Annotated in this window: 21 protein-coding genes; 9 read left to right on the plus strand and 12 right to left on the minus strand. The window is 67.7% G+C overall.

All coding sequences use genetic code 11. The features are described 5' to 3' along the window. The first annotated feature begins 150 nt into the window (after positions 1–150). Entirely contained in the window at positions 151–585 is a 435-nt protein-coding gene (locus DPV79_RS06765; protein WP_011352489.1) for a universal stress protein, read from the plus strand. Positions 586–772: 187 nt separating this feature from the next. Here DPV79_RS06765 and aceA read toward each other — a convergent pair whose 3' ends face one another. From aceA to DPV79_RS06780, 3 genes are all read right to left on the minus strand, one after another. Continuing rightward, positions 773–2,080, minus strand: a complete 1,308-nt coding sequence (gene aceA, locus DPV79_RS06770; protein ID WP_048020876.1) for an isocitrate lyase — start codon at positions 2,078–2,080, stop codon at positions 773–775. A gap of 393 nt (positions 2,081–2,473) precedes the next feature. Further along, the gene (locus tag DPV79_RS06775; protein ID WP_021159078.1) at positions 2,474–4,015 is read right to left on the minus strand and encodes a DEAD/DEAH box helicase; all 1,542 of its coding nucleotides are present in this window, start codon (positions 4,013–4,015) and stop codon (positions 2,474–2,476) included. 381 nt (positions 4,016–4,396) lie between these two features. Then, complete coding sequence (locus DPV79_RS06780; RefSeq protein WP_011352486.1) at positions 4,397–4,666, minus strand: acyl-CoA-binding protein; 270 nt, start codon at positions 4,664–4,666, stop codon at positions 4,397–4,399. A gap of 178 nt (positions 4,667–4,844) precedes the next feature. Here DPV79_RS06780 and tsaB point away from each other — a divergent pair, with 178 nt between their 5' ends. Genes tsaB through DPV79_RS06800 form a run of 4 tightly spaced genes read left to right on the plus strand, consistent with a single transcriptional unit; the run spans position 4,845 to position 8,083 of the window. After that, positions 4,845–5,612 (plus strand): tRNA (adenosine(37)-N6)-threonylcarbamoyltransferase complex dimerization subunit type 1 TsaB, encoded by a 768-nt coding sequence (gene tsaB / locus DPV79_RS06785; protein WP_113045063.1) that lies wholly within the window; start codon positions 4,845–4,847, stop codon positions 5,610–5,612. Continuing rightward, the gene (rimI, locus tag DPV79_RS06790; protein ID WP_021159081.1) at positions 5,609–6,109 is read left to right on the plus strand and encodes a ribosomal protein S18-alanine N-acetyltransferase; all 501 of its coding nucleotides are present in this window, start codon (positions 5,609–5,611) and stop codon (positions 6,107–6,109) included. The genes tsaB and rimI overlap by 4 nt, the downstream gene beginning before the upstream one ends. Then, positions 6,096–7,121 (plus strand): uracil-DNA glycosylase, encoded by a 1,026-nt coding sequence (locus DPV79_RS06795; RefSeq protein WP_113045064.1) that lies wholly within the window; start codon positions 6,096–6,098, stop codon positions 7,119–7,121. Before rimI ends, DPV79_RS06795 begins: the two co-directional genes overlap by 14 nt. Further along, positions 7,118–8,083: a DUF1853 family protein gene (locus DPV79_RS06800; RefSeq protein ID WP_113045065.1), complete on the plus strand. Its 966-nt coding sequence runs from the start codon at positions 7,118–7,120 to the stop codon at positions 8,081–8,083. Before DPV79_RS06795 ends, DPV79_RS06800 begins: the two co-directional genes overlap by 4 nt. A gap of 18 nt (positions 8,084–8,101) precedes the next feature. Here DPV79_RS06800 and thiD read toward each other — a convergent pair whose 3' ends face one another. Continuing rightward, the gene (gene thiD / locus DPV79_RS06805; protein ID WP_113045066.1) at positions 8,102–8,911 is read right to left on the minus strand and encodes a bifunctional hydroxymethylpyrimidine kinase/phosphomethylpyrimidine kinase; all 810 of its coding nucleotides are present in this window, start codon (positions 8,909–8,911) and stop codon (positions 8,102–8,104) included. Between the two features lie 58 nt (positions 8,912–8,969). Further along, positions 8,970–10,277 carry a lysophospholipid transporter LplT gene (lplT, locus tag DPV79_RS06810; protein WP_059687314.1) on the minus strand — a complete coding sequence of 436 codons (1,308 nt, stop codon included), beginning with the start codon at positions 10,275–10,277 and terminating at the stop codon, positions 8,970–8,972. Between the two features lie 218 nt (positions 10,278–10,495). Here lplT and alr point away from each other — a divergent pair, with 218 nt between their 5' ends. The 3 genes from alr to DPV79_RS06825 all read left to right on the plus strand — a co-directional run bounded on the left by alr (position 10,496) and on the right by DPV79_RS06825 (position 13,367). Further along, positions 10,496–11,566, plus strand: a complete 1,071-nt coding sequence (alr, locus tag DPV79_RS06815; protein WP_113045067.1) for an alanine racemase — start codon at positions 10,496–10,498, stop codon at positions 11,564–11,566. A gap of 11 nt (positions 11,567–11,577) precedes the next feature. After that, positions 11,578–12,954 carry a DNA repair protein RadA gene (gene radA, locus DPV79_RS06820; RefSeq protein WP_069253638.1) on the plus strand — a complete coding sequence of 459 codons (1,377 nt, stop codon included), beginning with the start codon at positions 11,578–11,580 and terminating at the stop codon, positions 12,952–12,954. Positions 12,955–13,100: 146 nt separating this feature from the next. Then, positions 13,101–13,367, plus strand: coding sequence for a DUF2866 domain-containing protein (locus tag DPV79_RS06825; protein WP_021159088.1), 267 nt, complete (start codon positions 13,101–13,103; stop codon positions 13,365–13,367). 202 nt (positions 13,368–13,569) lie between these two features. Here the strand turns inward: DPV79_RS06825 and DPV79_RS06830 are convergent, their stop codons facing one another. Then, a complete protein-coding gene (locus tag DPV79_RS06830) occupies positions 13,570–15,501 on the minus strand; it encodes an ATP-binding cassette domain-containing protein (RefSeq protein ID WP_042974800.1) in 1,932 nt (643 codons plus the stop codon). Between the two features lie 136 nt (positions 15,502–15,637). Here DPV79_RS06830 and DPV79_RS06835 point away from each other — a divergent pair, with 136 nt between their 5' ends. After that, positions 15,638–16,117 carry a glutathione peroxidase gene (locus DPV79_RS06835; RefSeq protein WP_027787077.1) on the plus strand — a complete coding sequence of 160 codons (480 nt, stop codon included), beginning with the start codon at positions 15,638–15,640 and terminating at the stop codon, positions 16,115–16,117. 60 nt (positions 16,118–16,177) lie between these two features. On the opposite strand, the gene cls is transcribed toward DPV79_RS06835, so the two are convergent. The 6 genes from cls to dapC form a co-directional block, all read right to left on the minus strand. Further along, complete coding sequence (gene cls / locus DPV79_RS06840) at positions 16,178–17,617, minus strand: cardiolipin synthase (RefSeq protein ID WP_113045068.1); 1,440 nt, start codon at positions 17,615–17,617, stop codon at positions 16,178–16,180. 108 nt (positions 17,618–17,725) lie between these two features. Beyond that, the gene (gene prmB, locus DPV79_RS06845) at positions 17,726–18,634 is read right to left on the minus strand and encodes a 50S ribosomal protein L3 N(5)-glutamine methyltransferase (protein WP_113045069.1); all 909 of its coding nucleotides are present in this window, start codon (positions 18,632–18,634) and stop codon (positions 17,726–17,728) included. A gap of 11 nt (positions 18,635–18,645) precedes the next feature. Further along, entirely contained in the window at positions 18,646–19,785 is a 1,140-nt protein-coding gene (dapE, locus tag DPV79_RS06850) for a succinyl-diaminopimelate desuccinylase (protein WP_042974803.1), read from the minus strand. 90 nt (positions 19,786–19,875) lie between these two features. Next, a complete protein-coding gene (locus tag DPV79_RS06855) occupies positions 19,876–20,244 on the minus strand; it encodes an ArsC family reductase (RefSeq protein WP_006478478.1) in 369 nt (122 codons plus the stop codon). Next, the gene (dapD, locus tag DPV79_RS06860) at positions 20,244–21,071 is read right to left on the minus strand and encodes a 2,3,4,5-tetrahydropyridine-2,6-dicarboxylate N-succinyltransferase (protein ID WP_014896723.1); all 828 of its coding nucleotides are present in this window, start codon (positions 21,069–21,071) and stop codon (positions 20,244–20,246) included. The genes DPV79_RS06855 and dapD overlap by 1 nt, the downstream gene beginning before the upstream one ends. 44 nt (positions 21,072–21,115) lie before the next feature. Next, positions 21,116–22,348: a succinyldiaminopimelate transaminase gene (gene dapC, locus DPV79_RS06865; protein ID WP_059624092.1), complete on the minus strand. Its 1,233-nt coding sequence runs from the start codon at positions 22,346–22,348 to the stop codon at positions 21,116–21,118. Between the last annotated feature and the right edge of the window lie 159 nt (positions 22,349–22,507).

Genomic DNA, 22,507 nt, shown 5'->3' on the forward strand with positions numbered 1-22,507 from the left:
GCCCGCGTGTTTCCGATATGAGGGCGAACCCGTTGCCGGGGCCGGTTGGGCGGTTTCGCGCACTACACTCGTAGGAGGCATGTCCGACGCGCCACGGCCGCCCCGGATGGGATCGCGGCTTGCGGCGTGTACTTGACGAAGGAGGGCGCGATGTTCCGGCACATCCTCGTTCCAACCGACGGTTCCGAACTGTCGCAGAAGGCGATCGACGGCGCGATCGACCTGGCCCGGGCGGTCGGTGCGCGCGTCACGGCGTATGCGTGCCTGCCGCAGTATCCGTACTCGCCGTTTTCCGAAGTGATCATCGAGCCGCCCGCCGATTTCCGGGCGCGCAGCGAGCGCGAGGCGCGCACGCATCTCGACGAGGTCGAATCGGCCGCGAAGGCGGCCGGCGTCGACTGCGACACCTGGACGAGCGTCCATCCGTCGCCGTATCTCGGCATCATCGAGGCGGCAGAACGCGGCGGCTGCGACGTGATCTTCATGGCGTCCCACGGACGCCGCGGGCTCGGCAGCTTGCTGATCGGCAGCGAGACGCAGCGCGTGCTGACCCATACGAAAATTCCGGTGATCGTCTATCGGTAGGGCCGTGCCCTGGAAAAAGGGCGCGCCGGACGAAGCCGGCGCGCGTCGTTGCTGGCGGCACGCAGGCCGCGCGGCCGGTCGCGCGATCGGTGTCGCGCGCCTGCCGTCTCCTCCCTGATTTTTGTTCGGTGGCCGATGCCGCGCCGTCGCGAGACGGGGGGCATCGGCATGACACGCCTGGCGCGTGTTACGCGACCTTCTTGCCGTCGAAGAACTGCTCGTCCTCGGTCGAGCCGTGCAGTGCGGTCGTCGACGCTTCGCGTTCGACCGTCTGCGTCACGGCGTCGAAGTAGCCGGTGCCGACTTCGCGCTGGTGCTTGACGGCCGTGAAGCCCTTGTCCGCGGCCGCGAACTCGGCCTGCTGCAGTTCGACGAAGGCGCTCATCTGCGTGCGGGCATAGCCGTGCGCGAGGTTGAACATCGAGTAGTTCAGCGCATGGAAGCCGGCCAGCGTGATGAACTGGAACTTGTAGCCCATCGCGCCGAGCTCCTTCTGGAACTTCGCGATCGTCGCGTCGTCGAGGTTCTTCTTCCAGTTGAACGACGGCGAGCAGTTGTACGACAGCAGCTTGCCCGGGAACTGCTTGTGGATCGCTTCCGCGAACTTCTTCGCGTACTCGAGATCCGGCTTGCCGGTTTCGCACCAGACGAGGTCGGCGTACGGCGCGTAGGCAAGACCGCGCGAGATCGCCTGCCCGATGCCCGGCTTCGTGCGGAAGAAGCCTTCCACCGTGCGCTCGCCCGTGAGGAACGGCTTGTCGTTGTCGTCGACGTCGGACGTGATCAGGTCGGCGGCTTCCGCGTCGGTGCGGGCAACCAGCACGGTCGGCGTGCCCATCACGTCGGCCGCGAGGCGCGCTGCCGACAGTTTCGCGACGGCTTCGCGGGTCGGCACGAGCACCTTGCCGCCCATGTGGCCGCACTTCTTCACCGACGCGAGCTGGTCCTCGAAGTGGACGCCCGAGGCGCCGGCTTCGATCATCGCCTTCATCAGCTCGAACGCGTTCAGCACGCCGCCGAAACCGGCTTCCGCGTCGGCGACGATCGGTGCGAAGAAGTCGACATAACCTTCGTCGCCCGGATTCTTGCCTTCCGACCACTGGATCTGGTCGGCGCGCGTCAGCGTGTTGTTGATGCGCTTCACGACGAGCGGCACCGAGTTTGCCGGGTACAGCGACTGGTCCGGGTACATTTCGCCCGCGACGTTCGCGTCGCCGGCCACTTGCCAGCCGGACAGATAGATGGCCTTCAGGCCGGCCTTCACCTGCTGCATCGCCTGGTTGCCGGTCAGCGCGCCGAGTGCGTTGACGAACGGCTCGTTGTTGACGAGGCTCCACAGCTTTTCCGCGCCGCGCCTGGCGAGCGTGTGCTCGATCGGAACCGAACCGCGCAGGCGGACCACGTCCTCAGCCGAATAGCTGCGCTTGATGCCTTTCCAGCGCGGATCGGTTTCCCATTGCTTTTGCAGTTCCTGTGCCTGTTGCTGACGCGACATGATGAGCTCCTTGATGCGGTGCGATGCCTGATGGGTTGAATCTGAGGATGGTGAGGCTGTTCTCGAAGCCGGGAGCGTTGTGTTCCGGTTCGTGAGGTCTTGTATAAGAGTCTAGGCAAATCGACCGCGGCGGGACAGGGGGCTTTGTGGGGCGGCAGTCAAATTTTTAGTTGTTTTTAATCAATGGCTTGAAGTTATGATTTCGAGATAAGAAACGCTCTTTCCCATCCTGCAATCGCTCGGGTTGTGCCACGCAGCATGATTTTTTACGACACAAAAAAATTTTCCGCATTGTGAAATGTGGGGCGGGGCGAAAAAAAACCGGCGCAGATGCGCCGGTTGGCTGAATGGGCAGTGCCATCCGTGGGGCGGCCGGTGGCCGCCCGTGCGTGCTTACGACGCGGAGTTGCTGCGACGCGGGCCGCCGCTGCGTTGACCGTCGCGGCGCGGGCCGCCGTCACGGCTGCCGCCCGGCTTGCCGCTCCAGCCGCCGCCATTGCCGCCGCCGTAGCTGCGGCCGTTGCCGCCATGACCGCCGCCCGGCTTGCCGCCGAAACGTCGACCGCCGCCGTTACCGCCGCCCGGACGGCCGCGGCCGCCGGTGCCGCCGTTGCGCGGGGGTGCCTTGCGCGGCTCGAAACCTTCGATCACGTTGACCGGCAGCGGCGAGCGCACGAAGCGTTCGATGCGCTTGAGCGCGCCCTGTTCGGCGTGGTGCACGAGGCTCACCGCGGTGCCCGAACGGCCCGCACGGCCCGTACGGCCGATACGGTGCACGTAGTCTTCCGCGAACTTCGGCAGGTCGTAGTTGAACACGTGCGTGATGCCCGGGATGTCGATGCCGCGCGCCGCGACGTCGGTCGCGACCAGCACGCGCACACGGCGCTCGCGCAGCGCACGGATCGTGCGGTTACGCGCGCCCTGCGGCAGGTCGCCGTGCAGCGCGGCCGATTCGAAGCCTGCGTCGGCGAGACGGCCGGCGAGCTGGTCGGCATCGATCTTGGTCGCCGTGAAGATGATCGCCTGGTCGAGCGCGTCGTCGCGCAGCAGGTGATCGAGCAGGCGATCCTTGTGGTCGCGGTCGTCGACGTAATGCACGGTCTGCGCGATGTTCGCACGCGACTCGAGGCGCTGCTGGATCTCGATGCGCTCGGGATCCTTCAGCAGGCGGCTCGTCAGCGAACCGATCTTGCCGTCGAGCGTGGCCGAGAACAGCATCGTCTGGCGCGTCGCGGGCGTCGCGGCGACGATCGTTTCGATGTCGTCGATGAAGCCCATGTCGAGCATGCGGTCGGCTTCGTCGAGCACGAGCATCTTCAGCTCGGACAGGTCGATACGGCCGCGTTCGAGGTGATCGAGCAGACGGCCCGGCGTGGCGACCAGGATTTCGGGGTTCTTCGCGAGCAGCATCAGCTGCTGGCCGTAGGCGACGCCGCCGAGGATGCTGACCGTGCGCAGGCGCTTCAGGTGCTTGCCGTAGGTCGACGCGGCGGTGGTGACCTGCATCGCGAGTTCGCGGGTCGGCGTCAGCACGAGCAGGCCCGGGCGCGCGACGGGTTGCGGGCGGCGCGCACGGCGGTCGCCCTGGTTCGGTTCACGCGGCGCGCGCGGTTGCTGCGCCTGTGCCTTCTGGAGCTGCGCGAAACGTTCGATCGCGGGCAGCATGAATGCAGCGGTCTTGCCCGAACCGGTCGGGCTCGAGACCAGCAGGTCACGGCCGGCGATGCCGGCCGGAATCGCGCGCTGCTGGACCGGCGTCGGCTTCACATAGCCGGCGGCCTGCAGCGCGGAGACGATCTCCGGCGACAACCCGAGCGACGCGAAGCTCGGCTCGTCCGACGCCGGTTCGACCGCGGCCGGTGCGGCGGCGTCGTCGAGACCGAGCGCCTGGTCGGCGATCGCGTTGAGCGGGCTGGAGTTGATGCTCGAAGTCATAACAATCCTTGAAACACAGTGGGTGAAACGTCGGCGCCAATCGCGCATACCCAAGTCGTCGGATTCAGCGAGCAAATCGGGAAACGGGTGCAATCCGCCGAACCGTCGGCGGATGAGGCATTAGAAGCTGTTTTGGGTGCGGCGCGCTTCAGGAGCGGGGCCGCCAGCCTGATAAGTGACGACCGCGAAGGTCGAAGCAGGAGGGGACAGGTTCTAAACCGGATTGGAGCTTAACGCTACGAGGCGTCGGGCCGGAACGGCTTGCGAGCCGAGCGCGGAGATGACGCAGCCAGCATTATAAAGAGATTTGCTGCGCTGCGCCACTGATTTGATTGCCTATTGCAACCGGGGGGCGGCCGGGGACGGCCGGAGGCTATTCGGTCAGGATGCCGTGCCGTTCTTCAGCGATTCGACGAGTTCGATGTACTGCTGCTTTGCCGCATCCTGCGACGTGCCCTTCAGCGCATCCCATGCGTCGTACTTGTATTTGCCGACGATGTCGGTGAAGCCCGGCTTGTCGCCATGGGCGTCGCCGTCGGTCGCCTGCTTGAAGAGCGCGTACAGGCGCAGCAGGGTCAGATTGCCCGGCCGTTCGGTCAGTTGCTTGACGTCGATCTGGGCCTGGTCGAATTGGGCGGTGAGTTCGCTCATCGGGTGTCTCCGTAAGGGTTTCAGGTCGGGCGATCTTAACAAGCGGACCGCCGCGCGGGGTCGAGCGATCCTTCCAAACCGCCGCGCGGGGTCGAGCGATCCTTCCAAACCGCCGCCGGGCGTGCGCGTGCGCACGGATCGGGCCCGATCGCCCGTGGGAGCGGGGTGCCGCATTACAATGTCGCCCATGACGCAAACAGTGCTCCTCGCCATCGATACGTCGACCGAATACTGCTCGGTCGCGCTGCTGCGCTCGGCCCACGCCGATGACGCCGTTTCCATCCCGCAAACCTGGGTCCGCCACGAACTGACGGGCGCCGTGTCGAGCACGCGCGTGCTGCCGGCAATCCAGGAACTCTTCGCCGAATCGGGGCTGACGCTCGCCGATTGCGACGCGATCGCGTTCGGCGCGGGCCCCGGGTCGTTCACGGGCCTGCGCACCGCGACGGGCATCACCCAGGGGCTCGCGTTCGGGCGCGGGCTGCCGGTCGTGCCGATCGGCACGCTGCTCGCGTGCGCCGAGCACGCGCGGCTGCGCGCCCCCGGTACGACCCGCGTCCTCGCCGCGCTGGATGCGCGGATGGACGAAGCCTACTGGGCGGACTTCGCGTGGGACGAAAGCGCCCGCGACTGGCTCACGCTGCATCCGGCTTCGCTCGATGCGCCGGGTGCGGTCGGCGTGCCCGATACGCCGTTCACGCTCGCGGGCAACGCGGCCGCCGCGTTCGGCGCGCAGTTGCCGGCCGCGGCGCACGCGGCCGTGATCGACGGCGACGCGATGCCGCACGCGCTGGCGGTCGCCCATGCCGCGCTGCGCGAGTTCCGTGCCGGCCGTGCGGTGCCGGCCGACCAGGCCGCACCGGAATACGTGCGCGACAAGGTGGCACAGACGACCGCCGAGCGCGTCGCGGCACGCGCCGCTCAGGCAGGCGGAGCGAAGGGATGACGGGCGTCCTGCTGAGCGACCGCTACCTGGCGCCGATGACGGATGCCGATCTCGACGAGGTCGTCGCGATCGAGCACGTCGCGTACGAGTTCCCGTGGAGCCGCGGCAACTTCGAGGATTCGTTGCGCAACGGCTACCTGGGCGTGTGCCTGCGGCACGTGACGGGTTCGCTCGTCGGCTATTGCGTGCTGATGCCGGTGGTCGACGAGATGCACCTGCTGAACCTGTGCGTCGCGCCGGCCGCGCAGCGCGCGGGTGCGGGCCTTGCGTTGCTGCGCGAGGCCGTGCGCATTTCGCGTGCGGAGCGGCTCGACGGCGTGCTGCTCGAGGTGCGGCCGTCCAATCCGCGCGCGATCCATCTGTACGAGCGCTTCGGCTTCGTGACGATCGGCCGGCGCAAGAATTACTACCCGGCGAAGCACCACAGCCGGGAAGACGCGATCGTGATGCGTCTGACGCTGAACAAGGATGAGGGGGACGCGCATGGCATGGGCTGAAGCGGCGCTCGAGGAAATAGGCCTCGCGCAGATCTGGGTGCGGCGCGGGCAGGGCGCGAATGAAGGCGCGGACGCGGGCGCGGCAGTCGAAGCGCCCGCCGCGGCGCAAACGGGGGCGGCGAACGCCGCACCTGCCGTCGTTGCGACCGAGCGACCTGCGCGCACGCCGGTGCAAGACGAGGCGACGCCGGCAGTGGCGCGGAGCGTCGATGTTCCGCCGGTTCGCGAGCCTGCCGCCCCGGCGCACCGCGTCGACGACGATCGCGTGCCCGCACGCGCCGCGCCGGTCGCATCGACCGACACGATGCCGCCGATGGACGATGCGCCGCCTGCCGGAGCCGACGATTTTGCGTGGTTCGATGCGGCGCCGCCGGGCGATCCCGCGCCGACGGCCCCATTGCGACGCGCCGAAACTCCGGTTGCGACACTCGACTGGGACGCGCTGGCCGCGCGCGTGGCCGACTGCACGCTCTGCCGGTTGTGCGAGAAGCGGACCAACACCGTGTTCGGTGTCGGCGACCGCGAAGCGGACTGGATGCTGATCGGCGAAGCGCCGGGCGAGAACGAGGACAAGCAGGGCGAGCCGTTCGTCGGCCAGGCCGGCAAGCTGCTCGACAACATGCTGCAGTCGCTGTCGCTCCAGCGCGGCGACAACGTGTACATCGCGAACGTGATCAAGTGCCGGCCGCCCGGCAACCGCAACCCGGAGCCGGACGAGGTCGCTCGCTGCGAGCCTTATCTGCAGCGTCAGGTCGCGCTCGTGAAGCCGAAGCTGATCGTCGCGCTCGGCCGTTTCGCCGCGCAGACCCTGCTGAAGACGGATGCGAGCATCGCGTCGCTGCGCGGCCGCGTGCATGCGTACGAGGGCGTGCCGGTGATCGTGACCTACCACCCGGCATACCTGTTGCGCAGCCTGCAGGACAAATCGAAGGCATGGGCCGACCTGTGCCTCGCACGCGACACGTTCCGGCGCGCGGAAGGCGCCGACGTGAACGGGCCGGCCGGGCAATGACGACGGGCGCGGCGTGCGCACTCGTCGACACGCTGCATGACGCCGCGGTTCGCGATCTGGGCTGGTTGCTTGCCAGCCCGAGCCTCCTCACTGCGGTACCGGGAGCGCCGCTTGCGCGCCCGTGGCCGGATGCGGCCGGGCAGTCGGCCGTCCACGCATGGCTCGCCGCGCTCGATGCGCAGCCCGGGCCGCTGCATCGCGCGCTCGACGGGTTCCGGCCCACCCGGCTCGGCCGCTACGCGGAATGCCTGCTCGAGTATTTCCTGACGCACGGCCCGTCGCTGCGGCTCGTCGCGGCCAATCTCCCGCTGCGCAGCAATGGCAAGACGCTCGGCGAAGTCGATTTTCTCGTCGACGCGCCGGGCGGTCAGCGCCTGCATTGGGAACTCGCGGTGAAGTGCTATTTGTGCGCGCCGGTACGCAACGGTGCATCGCTTGCCGACTTCGTCGGCCCCAATCTCGTCGACCGGTTCGACCGCAAGCGCAGCCGGCTGCTCGATCACCAGTTGCGCCTCGGCGAACACGACGGGTTCGCGCGGCTCGGCTATGGCGCACCGTCCGACGCACAGATGTTCATCAAGGGCTGGTTGTTCTATCCGCACGGCGCGCCGTTGCCGTCGGTGTCCGCCGAAATCGCGCCGGATCACCCGCGCGGATTCTGGCTGACGCACGCGCAGTGGCCGGCGTGGGCGGCCGCGCAGCCCGCCGGCGCCGCATGGAGTGTGTTGCCGAGGCTCGCGTGGCTCGCGCCGCGACGTGCCGCCGCCGATACCGGATTCGAGCCGGAACCGCTGGCGGCCGCTCTGGAACTGCCGCCCGTGTTGACGACGCGCGAGGCCCCCGCGCTGATCGGCATGCATGAACGGGACGGTGACGGCACCTGGTGCGAACGGGCGCGCGGCTTCGTCGTGCCGGACGACTGGCCGGTGCGCGCGCAGGCGTTCGCGGCGCAGGATCACTGACGCCGCGTCAGCCGGCGCTCACCACCAGCGATGGAAGTGATGGACGGGGCCGACGCCGTGGCCGACGTCGAGGTGGTCGCTCGCGGCGATCGCGCCGGTCAGGTAGGTCTTGGCTTCGCGCACCGCGCTTTCGAGGTCGGGCTGTTGCGGCAGCAGCGCGGCGATCGCCGACGACAGCGTGCAGCCGGTGCCGTGCGTGTTGCTGACCGGTACGCGTGCACCGTCGAGCCGCACGGTGCGCGCCGCTTCGACGAGCCAGTCGGGGCTCGCGGACGCGTCCGGCAGGTGGCCGCCTTTCATCAGTACGGCACGCGCGCCTGTCTGTAGCAGGGCCCGGCCTTGCCGGACCATGTCGTCTTCCGTGGTGGCGGGCACGTCGTTCAGCAGCGCGGCGGCCTCGGGCAGGTTCGGCGTCACGACCGTCGCGAGCGGCAGCAGCGCATCGCGCAACGCGTCGACGGCATCGGGCGCCAGCAGCGCGTGCGAGCTCTTCGAGATCATCACCGTGTCGAGTACGACGAAGCGTGGCGCATAACGCCGCAGCGCGTCGGCGACCGCGTGCACGATCGCCGCATTCGCGAGCATCCCGATCTTGACCGCATCGATGCGGATGTCGCTGAACACCGCGTCGAGCTGTGCGGTCACGAACGCCGCGTCCGGCGCATGCACGCCCGTTACGCCGCGGGTGTTCTGGGCGGTCAACGCGGTGATCGCGCTGGCGCCGTAGGCGCCGAGTGCGGAGAACGTCTTCAGGTCGGCCTGGATGCCTGCGCCGCCGCCCGAATCGGAGCCGGCGATCGTCAGGATGTTGGGTATCGGGTGCGTCATCGGGGCAATGCGCCGGTTCAAAGACCGGCGCCGGCGGACGGAAACGAGGAGTGTAGCGTCAGTGCCGCGATTCGCCGATCAGCGCGACCGAGTCGAACTGGCGCTGGTTCGCCTGGTGGCGGCGCATCACGAGCCACATCGTCAGGCAGACGAACGTGCCGAACAGGACGATCACGACGCCGACCGGCACGTCGAGCCACACGAGCACCGCATACAGGCACAGCATCACGAGCACCGACAGGTTCTCGTTGAAGTTCTGCACCGCGATCGAGTGGCCGGCCGACAGGAGCACGTGGCCGCGATGCTGCAGCAGCGCGTTCATCGGAACGACGAAGTAACCGGACAGCGCGCCGACGCACATCAGGAAGATGTACGCGATGATCAGGTACACAGGCATGCGCAGGTGGCCGAAGTGCACGGCCCAGTGCGGCGGGAACAGGTCGCGCGTGTAGAACGCCATCAGCATCACCGCGATGCCCATGACGATGCCGACGGGCAGCACGGTCAGCGACTTCTTCAACGGGATCCGGGCCGCGGCGGCGATTGCGCCGGCCGCGACGCCGACCGCGACCACGGCCTGGAGAATTGCGCCTTCCGACAGCGACATGCCGAGCGAGACTTCAGCCCACTTCAGCACGATGAACTGCAGCGTCGCGCCCGCACCCCAGAACAGCGTCGTGACCGCCAGCGAGATCTGGCCGAGCTTGTCGCGCCACAGCACCATGAAACAGTCGGCGAAATCGGTGAGGAGCTTGACCGGGCCGCGTTCCTGCTTCGGGTAGCGGGCGCCGGTATCGGGAATGCGCAGGTTGAACAGCGCGGCGACCACGTAGATCGCCATGATGATCGCCATCGCCGCTTCGGCGGGCGTGCCGATCCAGGCGGGGGTATGCGCGATCACGTGCGACGCGATGTGCGGGCTGATCAGCGCACCGCCGAGCACGGTGCCGAGGATGATCGAGCTGACGGTCGTGCCTTCGATCCAGCCGTTGGCGGCAACCAGCCGGTCGGCCGGCAGCAGCTCGGTGAGAATGCCGTATTTCGCGGGCGAGTAGGCTGCCGCGCCGAAGCCGACGATTCCGTACGCGATCAGCGGGTGGGCGCCGAGCAGCATGATCATGCAGCCGACCACCTTGATCGAGTTGGTGATGAACATCACGCGGCCCTTCGGTCGCGAATCCGCGAACGCACCGACATACGCCGCCAGCACCACATAGGACAACACGAAGAACAGCTTCAGCAGCGGTGTCATCCAGTTGGGGGCGTGGAGGTCTTTCAGCAGGGCGATGGCGGCGATGAGGAGCGCATTGTCGGCCAGCGACGAGAAAAACTGCGCGGCCATGATGGTGTAAAAACCTTTTTTCATCTGATGCGATGCTTTCGTCGCTGCGGCAGGGCCGCGTAGGCCGCCTGGTATGCGATCGGCTTATTCCGTTCGAAATGGGTTGTGCGCACGGCTTTATAACATGAAAATACGCCAGTTCGGACTAGCAAGATTCCCCGATCGTTCCGCAAGTTGTCGGCTTCAGTGCTCAAAAGGCGCGGTAAGCTGATGATTCGCAAGCGTCTTTACGTAAATTTCCCATGCCGCGCCCGATCTCCGCCACCGTCCACACCGCCGCTCTCGCGAACAATCTCTCCGTCGTCCGCCGCTTTGCCGGCCCGTCCAAGGTCTGGGCGGTCGTCAAGGCGAACGCGTACGGGCACGGTCTCGCCCGCGCGTTTCCGGGCCTGCGCGGCACCGACGGCTTCGGCCTGCTCGACCTCGACGAGGCAGTCAAGCTGCGCGAGCTCGGCTGGGCCGGCCCGATCCTGCTGCTGGAGGGGTTCTTCCGCTCGACCGACATCGACGTGATCGACCGCTACAGCCTGACGACGACCGTCCACAACGACGAGCAGATGCGGATGCTGGAAACGGCGCGGCTGTCGAAACCCGTCAACGTGCAGCTGAAGATGAACAGCGGGATGAACCGGCTCGGCTACCTGCCGGAGAAATACCGCGCCGCGTGGGAGCGCGCCCGCGCGTGCCCCGGCATCGGCCAGATCACGTTGATGACCCATTTTTCGGATGCGGACAACGAGCGCGGCGTCGCCGAGCAGCTCGCGACGTTCGAGCGCGGCGCGGAAAACATCGCCGGCGCGCGCAGTCTCGCGAACTCGGCCGCCGTGCTGTGGCATCCGGACACGCATTTCGACTGGGTGCGCCCGGGGATCGTGCTGTACGGCGCGTCGCCGTCGGGGCTGTCGTCCGACATCGCCGACACGGGGCTGAAGCCGGCGATGACGCTCGCGTCCGAACTGATCGCGGTGCAGACGATCGCGAAGGGCCAGGCGATCGGCTACGGCTCGACGTTTTCCGCGCAGGCGCCGATGCGGATCGGCGTGGTCGCATGCGGTTACGCGGACGGTTATCCGCGGGTCGCGCCCGAAGGCACGCCCGTGATCGTCGACGGCGTCCGCACGCGGATCGTCGGCCGCGTGTCGATGGACATGATTACCGTCGACCTGACCCCGTGCCCGCAAGCCGGCGTCGGCGCGCGGGTCGAGCTGTGGGGCAATGCATTGCCGATCGACGACGTCGCCCGTCATTGCGGCACGATCGGTTACGAGCTGATGTGTGCAGTCGCCGGCCGCGTGCCCGTGCGCGCGGAATAAGGGCGTCGCGCGTGGCCAAACAGAAAACCGTATACGTCTGCAGCGAGTGCGGCGGACAGACCCCGAAGTGGCAAGGGCAATGCCCGTCGTGCCAGGCCTGGAATACGCTCGTCGAATCGGTTCCTGAGGCGCCGTCGGCCCATCGTTTCCAGTCGCTCGCCAAGCGTGCGCCCGTGCAGCGTCTCGTCGACATCGAAGCAGCCGACGTGCCGCGCTTCTCCACCGGCATCGGCGAATTCGACCGCGTGCTCGGCGGCGGGCTCGTGCCGGGCGGCGTCGTACTGATCGGCGGCGACCCGGGTATCGGCAAATCGACGCTGCTGCTGCAGTCGCTTGCGGACATCGCGAGCGAGCGGCGCGCGCTCTATATCAGCGGCGAGGAATCGGCCGCGCAGATCGCGTTGCGCGCGCAACGGCTTGCGCTGCTCGACGGCAGTACGCCGGCGGACGAACTGAAGCTGCTCGCGGAGATCCAGCTCGAGAAGATCCAGGCCGCGATCGACACGGAACGGCCGGACGTGGCCGTGATCGACTCGATCCAGACCGTCTATTCGGAAGCGCTCACGTCGGCCCCCGGCTCCGTCGCGCAGGTGCGGGAATGCGCGGCGCAGCTCACGCGCATCGCGAAGCAGTCGGGCACCGCGATCATCATGGTCGGGCACGTGACGAAGGAAGGCAACCTGGCCGGCCCGCGCGTGCTCGAGCACATCGTCGACACGGTGCTGTACTTCGAAGGCGACACGCACTCGTCGTTCCGGCTCGTGCGCGCGTTCAAGAACCGCTTCGGCGCGGTCAACGAACTCGGCGTGTTCGCGATGACGGAGCGCGGGCTGCGCGGTGTCGCGAATCCATCCGCACTGTTCCTGTCGCAGCACGAGCAGGTCGTGCCCGGCTCGTGCGTGCTCGTTACGCAGGAGGGCACGCGCCCGCTGCTCGTCGAAGTCCAGGCGCTCGTCGACACCGCGCACGTGCCGAACCCGCGCCGGCTCGCGGTCGGCCTCGAACAGAACCGGCTCGCGATGCTGCTCGCGGTGCTGCACCGTCATGCGGGCATCGCGTGCTTCGACCAGGACGTGTTCCTCAATGCGGTGGGCGGCGTGAAGATCACCGAGCCGGCCGCCGACCTCGCGGTGCTGCTCGCGATCCATTCGTCGATGCGCAACAAGGCGCTGCCGAAGGGGCTGATCGTGTTCGGCGAAGTGGGGCTGGCGGGCGAGATCCGGCCGTCGCCGCGCGGGCAGGAGCGGTTGCGCGAGGCCGCGAAGCTCGGTTTCACGTCCGCGCTGATCCCGAAGGCGAACGCGCCGAAGCAGCCGATCGAAGGGCTGAACGTGATGGCCGTCGATCGGCTCGAGCAGGCGATCGACCGCGTGCGCGATCTCGAGTGACCGGCTGCACCGGCACGCGGGCCGGGCCTGCCGGCGATCTGGCGCGTAATTCGTTGTAAAGAATATGTAGGCTTCTGTAACCCGCCGGACATCGCTTTTCCCTATCCTTGGCCGGATTGTCGAACCGCGCAATGCGAAGGGAACCTATGTTGAAATCCTATGGGGAAGCGCCGGGCGGACGCCTTTACAACCTGCGCGGCTGCCGCGTGTCGGAGCCGATTCGCCAGCCCTGGGGTGGTGGATGCCGGATCGTCGAGTGGATTGACGAAGAGGGGCGCCTCGCGCGCAAGGTCGTGTCCGAGGACGTGACGGAAGCGGAAGTCGCTGCCGCGATCCGGCGGCCGACCGAAGGGCGCCGGTACCTGATGGGCGACGACGAGCAGATGCCGCGCGATACGCTGCCGCGCCGCTGAGCCGGCAGCCTGGCGGATGGCCGGCGAACCGGGTGACGACGGTAGTGAATGAACAGGCCGGGACCGTGCGCCCGGCCTTGTCGCATCCGGGCCCGAAGAAGGACGGATGGGCCTGTCGAGATGCCGCGATATCAAGGTGCCGCGGTGCCAAGGCAGCCGGCACGCCGGGCCGGCGTACCAGCCGGTTGTGCCGCGACAGCGGTCAGCCGATCTGCTCGAGCTCTTCCTGCGCGGCAAGCCAGTCGGCCTCGACCGTCTCGAGACGCGTGTTGACGTCCCCGAGCTTGCGGATCGCATCGGTCAGCTCCGTCTTGCGCTCGGCTTCGTAGCTCGCCGGATCGGCGACGAATGCGTCGAGGCGCGCCTTCTCCGCGTGCAGCGTCTCCATTTCCTTTTCGAGCTTCGTGATGCGCGTCTGCAGCGGCTTCTTCAGCACCGACAGGCGCTGCCGTTCCTCGGCGGCCTGACGCTTCTGGTCCTTGCGGTTGGCCGCGGCACCCGCGCCCGACGAAGCCGCGCTGTCCGCCTTCGCGGCGGCGCGCTGTTCGGCCGCGTGCTGCAGCAGCCAGTCGCGGTAGTCGTCGAGGTCGCCGTCGAACGGCTGCAGCCGGTGCTTCGCGACCAGCATGAACTGGTCGGTCGTCGCGCGCAGCAGGTGGCGGTCGTGCGAGACGAGGATCAGCGTGCCCTCGAACTGCGCGAGCGCCATCGTCAGCGCATGGCGCGTTTCGAGGTCGAGGTGGTTGGTCGGTTCGTCGAGCAGCAGCAGGTTCGGCTTCTGCCAGATGATCAGCGCGAGCGCGAGGCGTGCCTTTTCGCCGCCCGAAAACGGCCCGACCGGGCTGGTTGCCATGTCGCCCGAGAAGTTGAAGCCGCCGAGGAAGTCGCGCAGTTCCTGCTCGCGCGTGTCGGGCGCGAGCCGCGCCAGATGCGCCAGCGGCGAATCGTCCTCACGCAGCGTTTCGAGCTGGTGCTGCGCGAAATAGCCGATCGTCAGCCCCTTGCCGTCGCGGACGTGCCCCGACAGCGGTGCGAGCGTGCCGGCCAGCGTCTTGATCAGCGTCGACTTGCCCTGGCCGTTCGCGCCGAGCAGGCCGATGCGCTGGCCGTTCTGGATCGACAGCGCGACGCGCTCGACGATCGGGATCTCCGCTCCGCCGTCGGCGTGGTAGCCGCAGCGGACGTCTTCCATCACCATCATCGGGTTCGGCGCGGCATCGGGCGTGCGGAATTCGAACGTGAACGGCGACGCGATGTGCGCGGGCGCGATCAGCTCCATCTTCTCGAGCGCCTTCATCCGGCTCTGCGCCTGCTTGGCCTTGGTCGCCTTGGCCTTGAAGCGGTCGACGAAGCTCTGCAGGTGCTCGATCGTCTTCTGCTGCTTTTCGTAGGCGCTTTGCTGCAGCGCCAGTTGCTGCGCGCGCAGCACTTCGAACTGCGAGTAGTTGCCGCCGTAGCGCTTCACCTGGCGGTTTTCCAGGTGCAGCGTGACATTGCAGATCGAATCGAGGAATTCGCGGTCGTGCGAAATCACGACGAGCGTGCCGGGGTAGCGGTGCAGCCAGTCTTCGAGCCAGACGATCGCGTCGAGGTCGAGGTGGTTCGTCGGTTCGTCGAGCAGCAGCAAGTCGGAGCGGCACATCAGCGCCTGCGCGAGATTCAGGCGCATGCGCCAGCCGCCGGAGAAGCTGGCGACGGATTCGCGCGTCTGCGCGAGCGTGAAGCCGAGACCGAGCAGCAGCGCCTCGGCACGGGCCGGCGCGGTGTAGCCGTCGGCGTCGGCGAACGCCGCGTGCGCATCGGCTTCGGCGGCGCCGTCATGCGCGGCGGACGCGGCGGCGATGCGCGCCTCGATCTCGCGCAGCGCGGCGTCGCCGTCGAGCGTGTAGTCGAGCGCCGAGCGGTCGACGGCGGGCGTTTCCTGCGATACATGGGCGATCCGCCACGACGGCGGCATCGAGAAATCGCCGCCGTCGGAGTGCAGCTCGCCGCGCAGGACCGAGAACAGCGTCGACTTGCCGGCGCCGTTCGCGCCGATCAGGCCGGCTTTCTCGCCGGGATTGAGCACGAAGGAGGTCGACTCGAACAGCGGCTTCGTGCCGCGCGCAAGGCTGAACTGATTGAAACGGATCACGGCGGAAATGACTGGCCAAAACCGCTATTCTAGACTGCGCGCCGCTTGCGCCGGGCATTGGCCGTTCGGCGGATGCCGCAATGGCGCAATTTCGCCTAGACTCCACGTCGATCCGGTTTCGTAAAAGGAGTGCCCGATGTCCACCCTGTATTCGTTCAGCGCAGAGACGCTTGCCGGCGCGCCGGCCTCGCTCGACGCGTATCGCGGCAAGGTGCTGCTGATCGTCAACACCGCGAGCGAGTGTGGTTTCACGCCGCAGTACGCGGGCCTGCAGAAGCTGTACGACCAGTACGCGGCGCGCGGCTTCTATGTGCTCGGCTTTCCGTGCAACCAGTTCGGCAAGCAGGAGCCCGGCGACGCCGCGCAGATCGGCGCGTTCTGCGAGCGCAATTACGGCGTCACGTTCCCGATGTTCGCGAAGATCGACGTGAAGGGCGACCATGCGCATCCGCTGTACCGCTACCTGACCGACGAGGCGCCCGGCATTCTCGGCCTCAAGGCGATCAAGTGGAACTTCACGAAATTCCTGATCGATCGCGAAGGGCGCATCGTCAAGCGCTATGCGCCGTCCACCAAGCCGGACGAAATCGCCGCGGATATCGACAAGCTGCTGTGACGGCTGCCGGCGTCGTTCGCGGCGCCGGTGCGGGGCGCCTGCCCGCCGCGGTCCCGGCCGTCAGAGGATCGGTGCGAACAGCCGCGCGACGTGCATCGCGATGCGTCGCCAGGCAGGCGATCGGCGGTATTCGTTCGCATCGACCTCGTACGCCTGTGCGAAGTCGGCAGTGAGCATCGTCTCGACCTCGTCGGCGAATGCGCGGTCGACGGTCAGCACCATGATCTCGAAATTGAGGCGGAACGAACGGTTGTCGAGATTCGCGCTGCCGATCGCCGCCGCGATGCGGTCGATCAGCACGACCTTCTGGTGCAGGAAGCCGGGCCGGTAGCGGAATACCTTCACGCCCGCATCGACCAGGTCGCGCGCGTACAGCTTCGACGCCTCGAATACCACGTAGTGATCGCGCCGGCTCGGAATCAGGATGCGCACGTCGACGCCGCGCATGACGGCGAGCTTCAGCGCGGAGATCACGGCTTCGTCGGGAACGAGGTACGGCGTGGTGATCCAGACCCGTTCGCGCGCGGCGTTGATCGCCTCGACGAAGAACAGCGAGCCCGTCTCCTGCTTGTCGGCCGGCCCCATCGGCACGGCGAGGCAATGCATGCTGTCGCCCGGCTGCGCGGGCGGCGGCATCGCGAGCGGCGGCAGCTTCTGCGTCGCCCAGTGCCAGTCTTCGGCGAACACGTACTGGATGCTCGCGACCACGGGGCCGCGTATCTCGATGTGCGTGTCGCGCCACGGTGACAGGCGCGGCTTCGCACCGAGATATTCGACGCCGACGTTGTGGCCGCCGACGAACGCGCGATTGCCGTCGACGACGACGATCTTGCGGTGGTTGCGGAAGTTGAGCTGGAAACGGTTGACGAACTTCCGGTTGGTCGCGAACGGATGCACCTCGACGCCGCCCCGGCGTAAGGTGTCGACGTAGCTGTGCGGCAAGTCGAAGCTGCCGATGCTGTCGTACAGGAGGCAGCAGCGCACGCCGGCTGCCGCACGCGCGAGCAGCGAGTCGCGCAGCATCCGGCCAAGTGCATCGTCGCGCACGATGAAGAACTGCACCACCACGTAATCGCGCGCGGCGTCGATTGCGGCGAGGATCGCCGAGAACGTCGCATCGCCGTTCACGAGCGTGCGCACCGAATTGCCGCCGAGGAACGGCATGCCGCCGAGCCGCGTAAGCGCGAGCACCGCGGCCTGGCCGATCGCGTCGGCGGCCGGCCCGTCGGTCGCGTCGGTGCTGAGCCAGGGCGAGCGGGGTGTGTGCATGCGCAACATTTCCAGCTCGTGGCGCCGGGCGTCGACGTAGCCGGAGAACTTGCTGCGACCGAGGAACAGGTACGGAACGAGCGTCAGGTACGGCATGGCCGCAAGCGAGACGGCCCATGCGATCGCGCCTTGCGACGTGCGCGTGTTCATGATCGCGTGGCACGCAGCGACGATCCCGAGCACGTGGATGGTCAGGATCAGGGTGCCGAGATGTAGCCAGTCGAGGGTCATGGGCGCGTGACGGACTCCTGAGGTCGCGCGGCCGGGCGGCCGCCTACGCGCATCTTACCCAACCGTGCGGCGCAACGGTGCACCGCACGGTGGGCGAGCCGAAAAGGCTCAGGCTTTGCGCGGCAGGTCCGACGCCTGGATCAGGAACACGGCGTCGTCGCCCGCGCTGGTCGGCAGCCACGTGAGTTCGAGGCCGCCGAACGCGGCTTCGACGTTCTCGCGCTCGTTGCCGATCTCGACGACGAGCACGCCGTCGTCGTGCAGCCAGCGATGGGCTTCGGCGACGATGCGTCGCACGATGTCCATCCCGTCGTCGCCACCCGCGAGCGCCATCTCCGGCTCGTGCCGGTACTCGGGCGGCAGTGCGGCCATCGACGACGCATTCACGTACGGCGGGTTCGTCAGGATTACGTCGTAACGCGTGCCCGGGTCCGTGCGGAATGCGGGCAGCGGCGCGTAGAGGTCGCCGCGGTGCAGCCCGATGCGGTCTTCGAGGCCGTAGTCGCGCACGTTGATCTCGGCGACTTCGAGGGCCTTGTCGGACAGGTCGACCGCGTCGATCTCGGCATTCGGGAACGCGCTCGCCGCGAGGATCGCGAGGCAGCCCGAGCCCGTGCACAGCTCGAGCACGGCGCCGACCTGTTCGGGATCGGCGACGTACGGCTGCAGTCCGTCGTCGAGCAGTTCGCCGATGAACGAGCGCGGCACGATCACGCGTTCGTCGACGTAGAAGCGGTGGCCATGCATCCAGGCTTCATGCGTGAGGTACGCGGCCGGCACGCGGTCGGTCGCGCGCCGTTCGATCACCGCGAGCACGGCCGCGATTTCGTCGGGCAGGAGCCGTGCGTCGAGGAACGGCTCGAGCGTGTCGAGCGGCAGGTCGAGCGTGCGCAGCACGAGGTAGGCCGCTTCGTCGTACGCATTGTCGGAGCCGTGGCCGAACGCGAGCTTCGCCTTCGAGAAGCGCGTGACCGCGTAGCGCAGCAGGTCGCGGACTGTGGCAAAAGGTGTCGTCATGCGAGGCTCCATCAGGCGATCAGTTGTTCGAGCACGCGGCGGTACACGTTCTTCAGCGGATCGATGAAGCGCACTTCGATGTGCTCGTCGATCTTGTGGATGCTGCCGTTCGGCGGGCCGAACTCGATCACCTGCGGGCAGATACGCGCGATGAAACGGCCGTCCGACGTGCCGCCCGTGGTCGACAGCTCGGTCGTGATGCCGGTCTCGGTGCGGATCGCGTTTTCCAGCGCGCCCGACAGCTCGCCGCGCGGCGTGAGGAACGGCAGGCCGCTCACCGACCATTTCAGCGTGTATTCGAGGCCGTGCTTGTCGAGGATCGCGTGCACGCGTGCCTGCAGGCCCTCGACCGTGCTCGCGGTCGAGAAGCGGAAGTTGAACAGCAGGTCGGCGTGGCCGGGGATCACGTTGGTCGCGCCGGTGCCGGCGTGCAGGTTCGATACCTGCCAGGTGGTCGGCGGGAAGTATTCGTTGCCTTCGTCCCATTGCTCGGCGGCGAGCTCGGCGAGCGCCGGCGCGAGCAGGTGGATCGGGTTCTTCGCGAGGTGCGGATAGGCGATGTGACCCTGCACGCCCTTGACGACCAGTTCGCCCGACATCGAGCCGCGTCGGCCGTTCTTGACGACGTCGCCGAGTTCGTGGGTCGACGTCGGTTCGCCGACGATGCAGTAGTCCATGCGTTCGCCGCGCGCTTCGAGCAGCTCGACGACCTTCACGGTGCCATCGGTGGCGGGGCCTTCCTCGTCGCTCGTGATCAGGAATGCGATCGCGCCGCGGTGGCCGGGGTGTGCCGCGACGAATTCCTCGGACGCGACGACGAACGCCGCGAGCGACGTCTTCATGTCGGCTGCGCCGCGGCCGTACAGCTTGCCGTCCCGATGCGCGGGGATGAACGGCGGCGAGCTCCATTGCTCGAGCGGGCCGGTCGGTACGACGTCGGTGTGGCCCGCGAAGGCGAGCAGCTTGCCGTCGCGGCCGTCGGCGCCGCGCTTGACGGCCCACAGGTTGGTCACGCCGTGCGACGCGATGGTCTCGCATTCGAAGCCGAGTGCGGCGAGGCGCTCGGTCATGATCTGCTGGCAATGCTGGTCGTCGGGCGTCACGGACGCACGGGCGATCAGCTGTTCGGTAAGGGCTAGGGTGGCGGACATGGTTCGGACCACTTTCGATAAAAAATGCCGGCGCGGTGGCCGGCAGCGACAAGACGTCGGGCTGCGCCGACAGGCGCAGCGCGGGCAGCCCTATGCGGCAAACAGCGCCGCGTATTGATCGGCCACGAAGCCGAGCGATTTCACGCGGCCGTTGACCACCAGCACGGGGCGCTTGATGACCGACGGCTTGTGGATCATCAGCGCGACCGCGCCGGTCTTCGTTTCGGCGGCCGCCTTCATTGCGTCGTCGAGGCCGCGCCACGTGGTGCCGCGCTTGTTGACGAGTGCGTCGAGCGACACGTCCTTCAGCCAGTCTTCGATCAGCGGCGCGCTGACGCCGAGCTTCTTGAAGTCGTGGAACTCGAATTCGACGCCGTGATCGTCGAGCCACACGCGGGCCTTCTTCACGGTGTCGCAGTTCGGAATGCCGTAGACGACCACGGTGTGCGGCTTCGCCATCAGTCGCCTCGCAGCAGCTCGTTCAGGCCGACCTTCGCACGCGTCTTCGCGTCGACCTTCTTGACGATCACCGCGCAGTACAGGCTGTGCGAGCCGTCCTTCGACGGCAGGTTGCCGGCGACGACGACCGAACCGGCCGGGATGCGGCCGTAGCTGACTTCGCCCGTCTCGCGATCGTAGATCTTCGTGCTCTGGCCGAGGTACACGCCCATCGAGATCACCGAGTTTTCCTCGACGATCACGCCTTCGACGACTTCCGAGCGGGCGCCGATGAAGCAGTTGTCTTCGATGATGACCGGGTTCGCCTGCAGCGGCTCGAGCACGCCGCCGATGCCGACGCCGCCCGACAGGTGCACGTTCTTGCCGATCTGCGCGCACGAACCGACCGTTGCCCACGTGTCGACCATCGTGCCTTCGTCGACGTACGCGCCGATGTTGGTGTACGACGGCATCAGCACGACGTTCTTCGCGATGAACGAGCCGCGGCGCGCGATGGCCGGCGGGACGACGCGGAAGCCGCCTGCGGCGAAATCTTCGGCCGTGTAGTTCGCGAACTTCGACGGCACCTTGTCGTAGAACTGCGAGTAGCCGCCGGCGGGCATCGGCGCGTTGTCCTCCAGGCGGAACGACAGCAGCACGGCCTTCTTCAGCCACTGGTGCACGGTCCAGTTGCCGTCGATCTTCTCGGCAACGCGCAGCGCGCCTTTGTCGAGCTGCTCGATCGCGTGCGCGACGGCTTCGCGGACGTCGGCCGGTGCGGCCTTCGGCGACAGCTCGGCGCGGTTGTCCCAGGCGGTATCGATGATTTGCTGAAGTTGTTGCGACATGTTCGTTTTCGCAGGAGATTGGATGGAATTGATCGGATGGACGATTACCGCGCGAGAGACCGGCAGAAATCGACGATGCGTTGCGCGCCCTCGACGCATTCGGGGGTGCCCGCGACGAGCGCGATCCGGATGAAATCGCGGCCCGGATTCGTGCCGTGCGCATCGCGCGCCAGGTACGAGCCGGGCAGAACCGTCACATTATAGTCGGCGTACAGGCGACGGGCGAACTCGGTGTCCGACAGGCCGGTGCGCGACACGTTGGCCCACAGGTAGAACGCCGCGTCGGGCAGTTTCACGTCGATCACGTCGGCGAGCATCGGCGTGACCGTGCTGAACTTCTGCAGGTACAGCGCGCGGTTCTCGCGCACGTGCGCCTCGTCGTTCCACGCGGCGATGCTCGCGTGCTGCCAGACCGGCGACAGCGCCGCGCCGTGGTACGTGCGGTACAGCAGGAATTTCTTCAGCAGCGCGGCGTCGCCGGCGACGAAACCCGAGCGCATGCCCGGCACGTTCGAGCGTTTCGACAGGCTCGACAGCATCACGAGCCGCTCGAAACCGCGGCCCAGGCGGTGCGCGGCCTCGAGGCCGCCGAGCGGCGGCGCCGCTTCGTCGAAATAGATTTCCGAATAGCACTCGTCGGACGCGATCACGAAACCGTGGCGGTCGGACAGCGCGAACAGCTCGCGCCAGTCGTCGAGCGTCAGCACGGCGCCCGTCGGGTTGCCCGGCGAGCACACGTACAGCAGCTGCGTGCGCGCCCAGACTGCGTCGGGCACCGACGCGTAGTCGCACGCGAAGTTGCGGGCCGGGTCGCTGTTCGCGAAATAGGGTTCGGCACCGGCCAGCAGCGCCGCGCCTTCGTAAATTTGATAGAAAGGATTCGGACAGAGTACGATCGCCTTCTCGCCCGTTTCGGACGGGCGTGCGTCGATCACCGTCTGGGCGAGCGAGAACAGCGCCTCGCGCGAGCCCGACACGGGCAGCACCTGCGTGGCCGGATCGATGGCCGGCAGCCCGTAGCGGCGCTCGAGCCAGTGCGCGATCGACGTACGCAGCGCGTCCGAGCCGGCGGTGGCCGGGTACGACGCGAGACCGTCGAGCGCGGCCACCACGGCGTCGCGGATCAGCGCCGGGGTCGCATGTTTGGGCTCGCCGATGCCGAAGCTGATCGGTTTGAGGGCGCCGGAGGGCGTCACGTCCTTGAACAGGGCGCGCAGCTTTTCGAAGGGATAGGGCTGGAGCGAGTCGAGTCGAGGGTTCACGGGCGAAGCGGCCATCGCGGCCGGTTGGAGCGAAAGAAGCGGCGGGCGCGCCGCGCGGCTGCGAACGGGCGCCGCGGGCGCACGGGTCGCAACGGACGATTATAGCGTGACGGAACGCGGTCACGGCCTGCCGGAACGGCGGCCGGGCCGGTCGAATAAAGGGTATCGAACCAA

The sequence above is a fragment of the Burkholderia reimsis genome, from assembly GCF_003294055.1.
Classification (GTDB): domain Bacteria; phylum Pseudomonadota; class Gammaproteobacteria; order Burkholderiales; family Burkholderiaceae; genus Burkholderia; species Burkholderia cepacia.

What these genes read in the sequence shown, in the direction of transcription:
- alr (WP_113045067.1), top strand. Translation starts at nt 10,496, where the DNA reads ATGCCGCGCCCGATCTCCGCCACCGTCCACACCGCCGCTCTCGCGAAC.
- DPV79_RS06800 (WP_113045065.1), top strand. Translation starts at nt 7,118, where the DNA reads ATGACGACGGGCGCGGCGTGCGCACTCGTCGACACGCTGCATGACGCC.
- DPV79_RS06855 (WP_006478478.1), bottom strand. Translation starts at nt 20,244, where the DNA reads ATGGCGAAGCCGCACACCGTGGTCGTCTACGGCATTCCGAACTGCGAC.
- DPV79_RS06775 (WP_021159078.1), bottom strand. Translation starts at nt 4,015, where the DNA reads ATGACTTCGAGCATCAACTCCAGCCCGCTCAACGCGATCGCCGACCAG.
- thiD (WP_113045066.1), bottom strand. Translation starts at nt 8,911, where the DNA reads ATGACGCACCCGATACCCAACATCCTGACGATCGCCGGCTCCGATTCG.
- DPV79_RS06780 (WP_011352486.1), bottom strand. Translation starts at nt 4,666, where the DNA reads ATGAGCGAACTCACCGCCCAATTCGACCAGGCCCAGATCGACGTCAAG.
- dapE (WP_042974803.1), bottom strand. Translation starts at nt 19,785, where the DNA reads ATGTCCGCCACCCTAGCCCTTACCGAACAGCTGATCGCCCGTGCGTCC.
- lplT (WP_059687314.1), bottom strand. Translation starts at nt 10,277, where the DNA reads ATGAAAAAAGGTTTTTACACCATCATGGCCGCGCAGTTTTTCTCGTCG.
- dapD (WP_014896723.1), bottom strand. Translation starts at nt 21,071, where the DNA reads ATGTCGCAACAACTTCAGCAAATCATCGATACCGCCTGGGACAACCGC.
- cls (WP_113045068.1), bottom strand. Translation starts at nt 17,617, where the DNA reads ATGACCCTCGACTGGCTACATCTCGGCACCCTGATCCTGACCATCCAC.
- DPV79_RS06795 (WP_113045064.1), top strand. Translation starts at nt 6,096, where the DNA reads ATGGCATGGGCTGAAGCGGCGCTCGAGGAAATAGGCCTCGCGCAGATC.
- DPV79_RS06765 (WP_011352489.1), top strand. Translation starts at nt 151, where the DNA reads ATGTTCCGGCACATCCTCGTTCCAACCGACGGTTCCGAACTGTCGCAG.
- prmB (WP_113045069.1), bottom strand. Translation starts at nt 18,634, where the DNA reads ATGACGACACCTTTTGCCACAGTCCGCGACCTGCTGCGCTACGCGGTC.
- dapC (WP_059624092.1), bottom strand. Translation starts at nt 22,348, where the DNA reads ATGGCCGCTTCGCCCGTGAACCCTCGACTCGACTCGCTCCAGCCCTAT.
- DPV79_RS06825 (WP_021159088.1), top strand. Translation starts at nt 13,101, where the DNA reads ATGTTGAAATCCTATGGGGAAGCGCCGGGCGGACGCCTTTACAACCTG.
- rimI (WP_021159081.1), top strand. Translation starts at nt 5,609, where the DNA reads ATGACGGGCGTCCTGCTGAGCGACCGCTACCTGGCGCCGATGACGGAT.
- DPV79_RS06835 (WP_027787077.1), top strand. Translation starts at nt 15,638, where the DNA reads ATGTCCACCCTGTATTCGTTCAGCGCAGAGACGCTTGCCGGCGCGCCG.
- tsaB (WP_113045063.1), top strand. Translation starts at nt 4,845, where the DNA reads ATGTCGCCCATGACGCAAACAGTGCTCCTCGCCATCGATACGTCGACC.
- aceA (WP_048020876.1), bottom strand. Translation starts at nt 2,080, where the DNA reads ATGTCGCGTCAGCAACAGGCACAGGAACTGCAAAAGCAATGGGAAACC.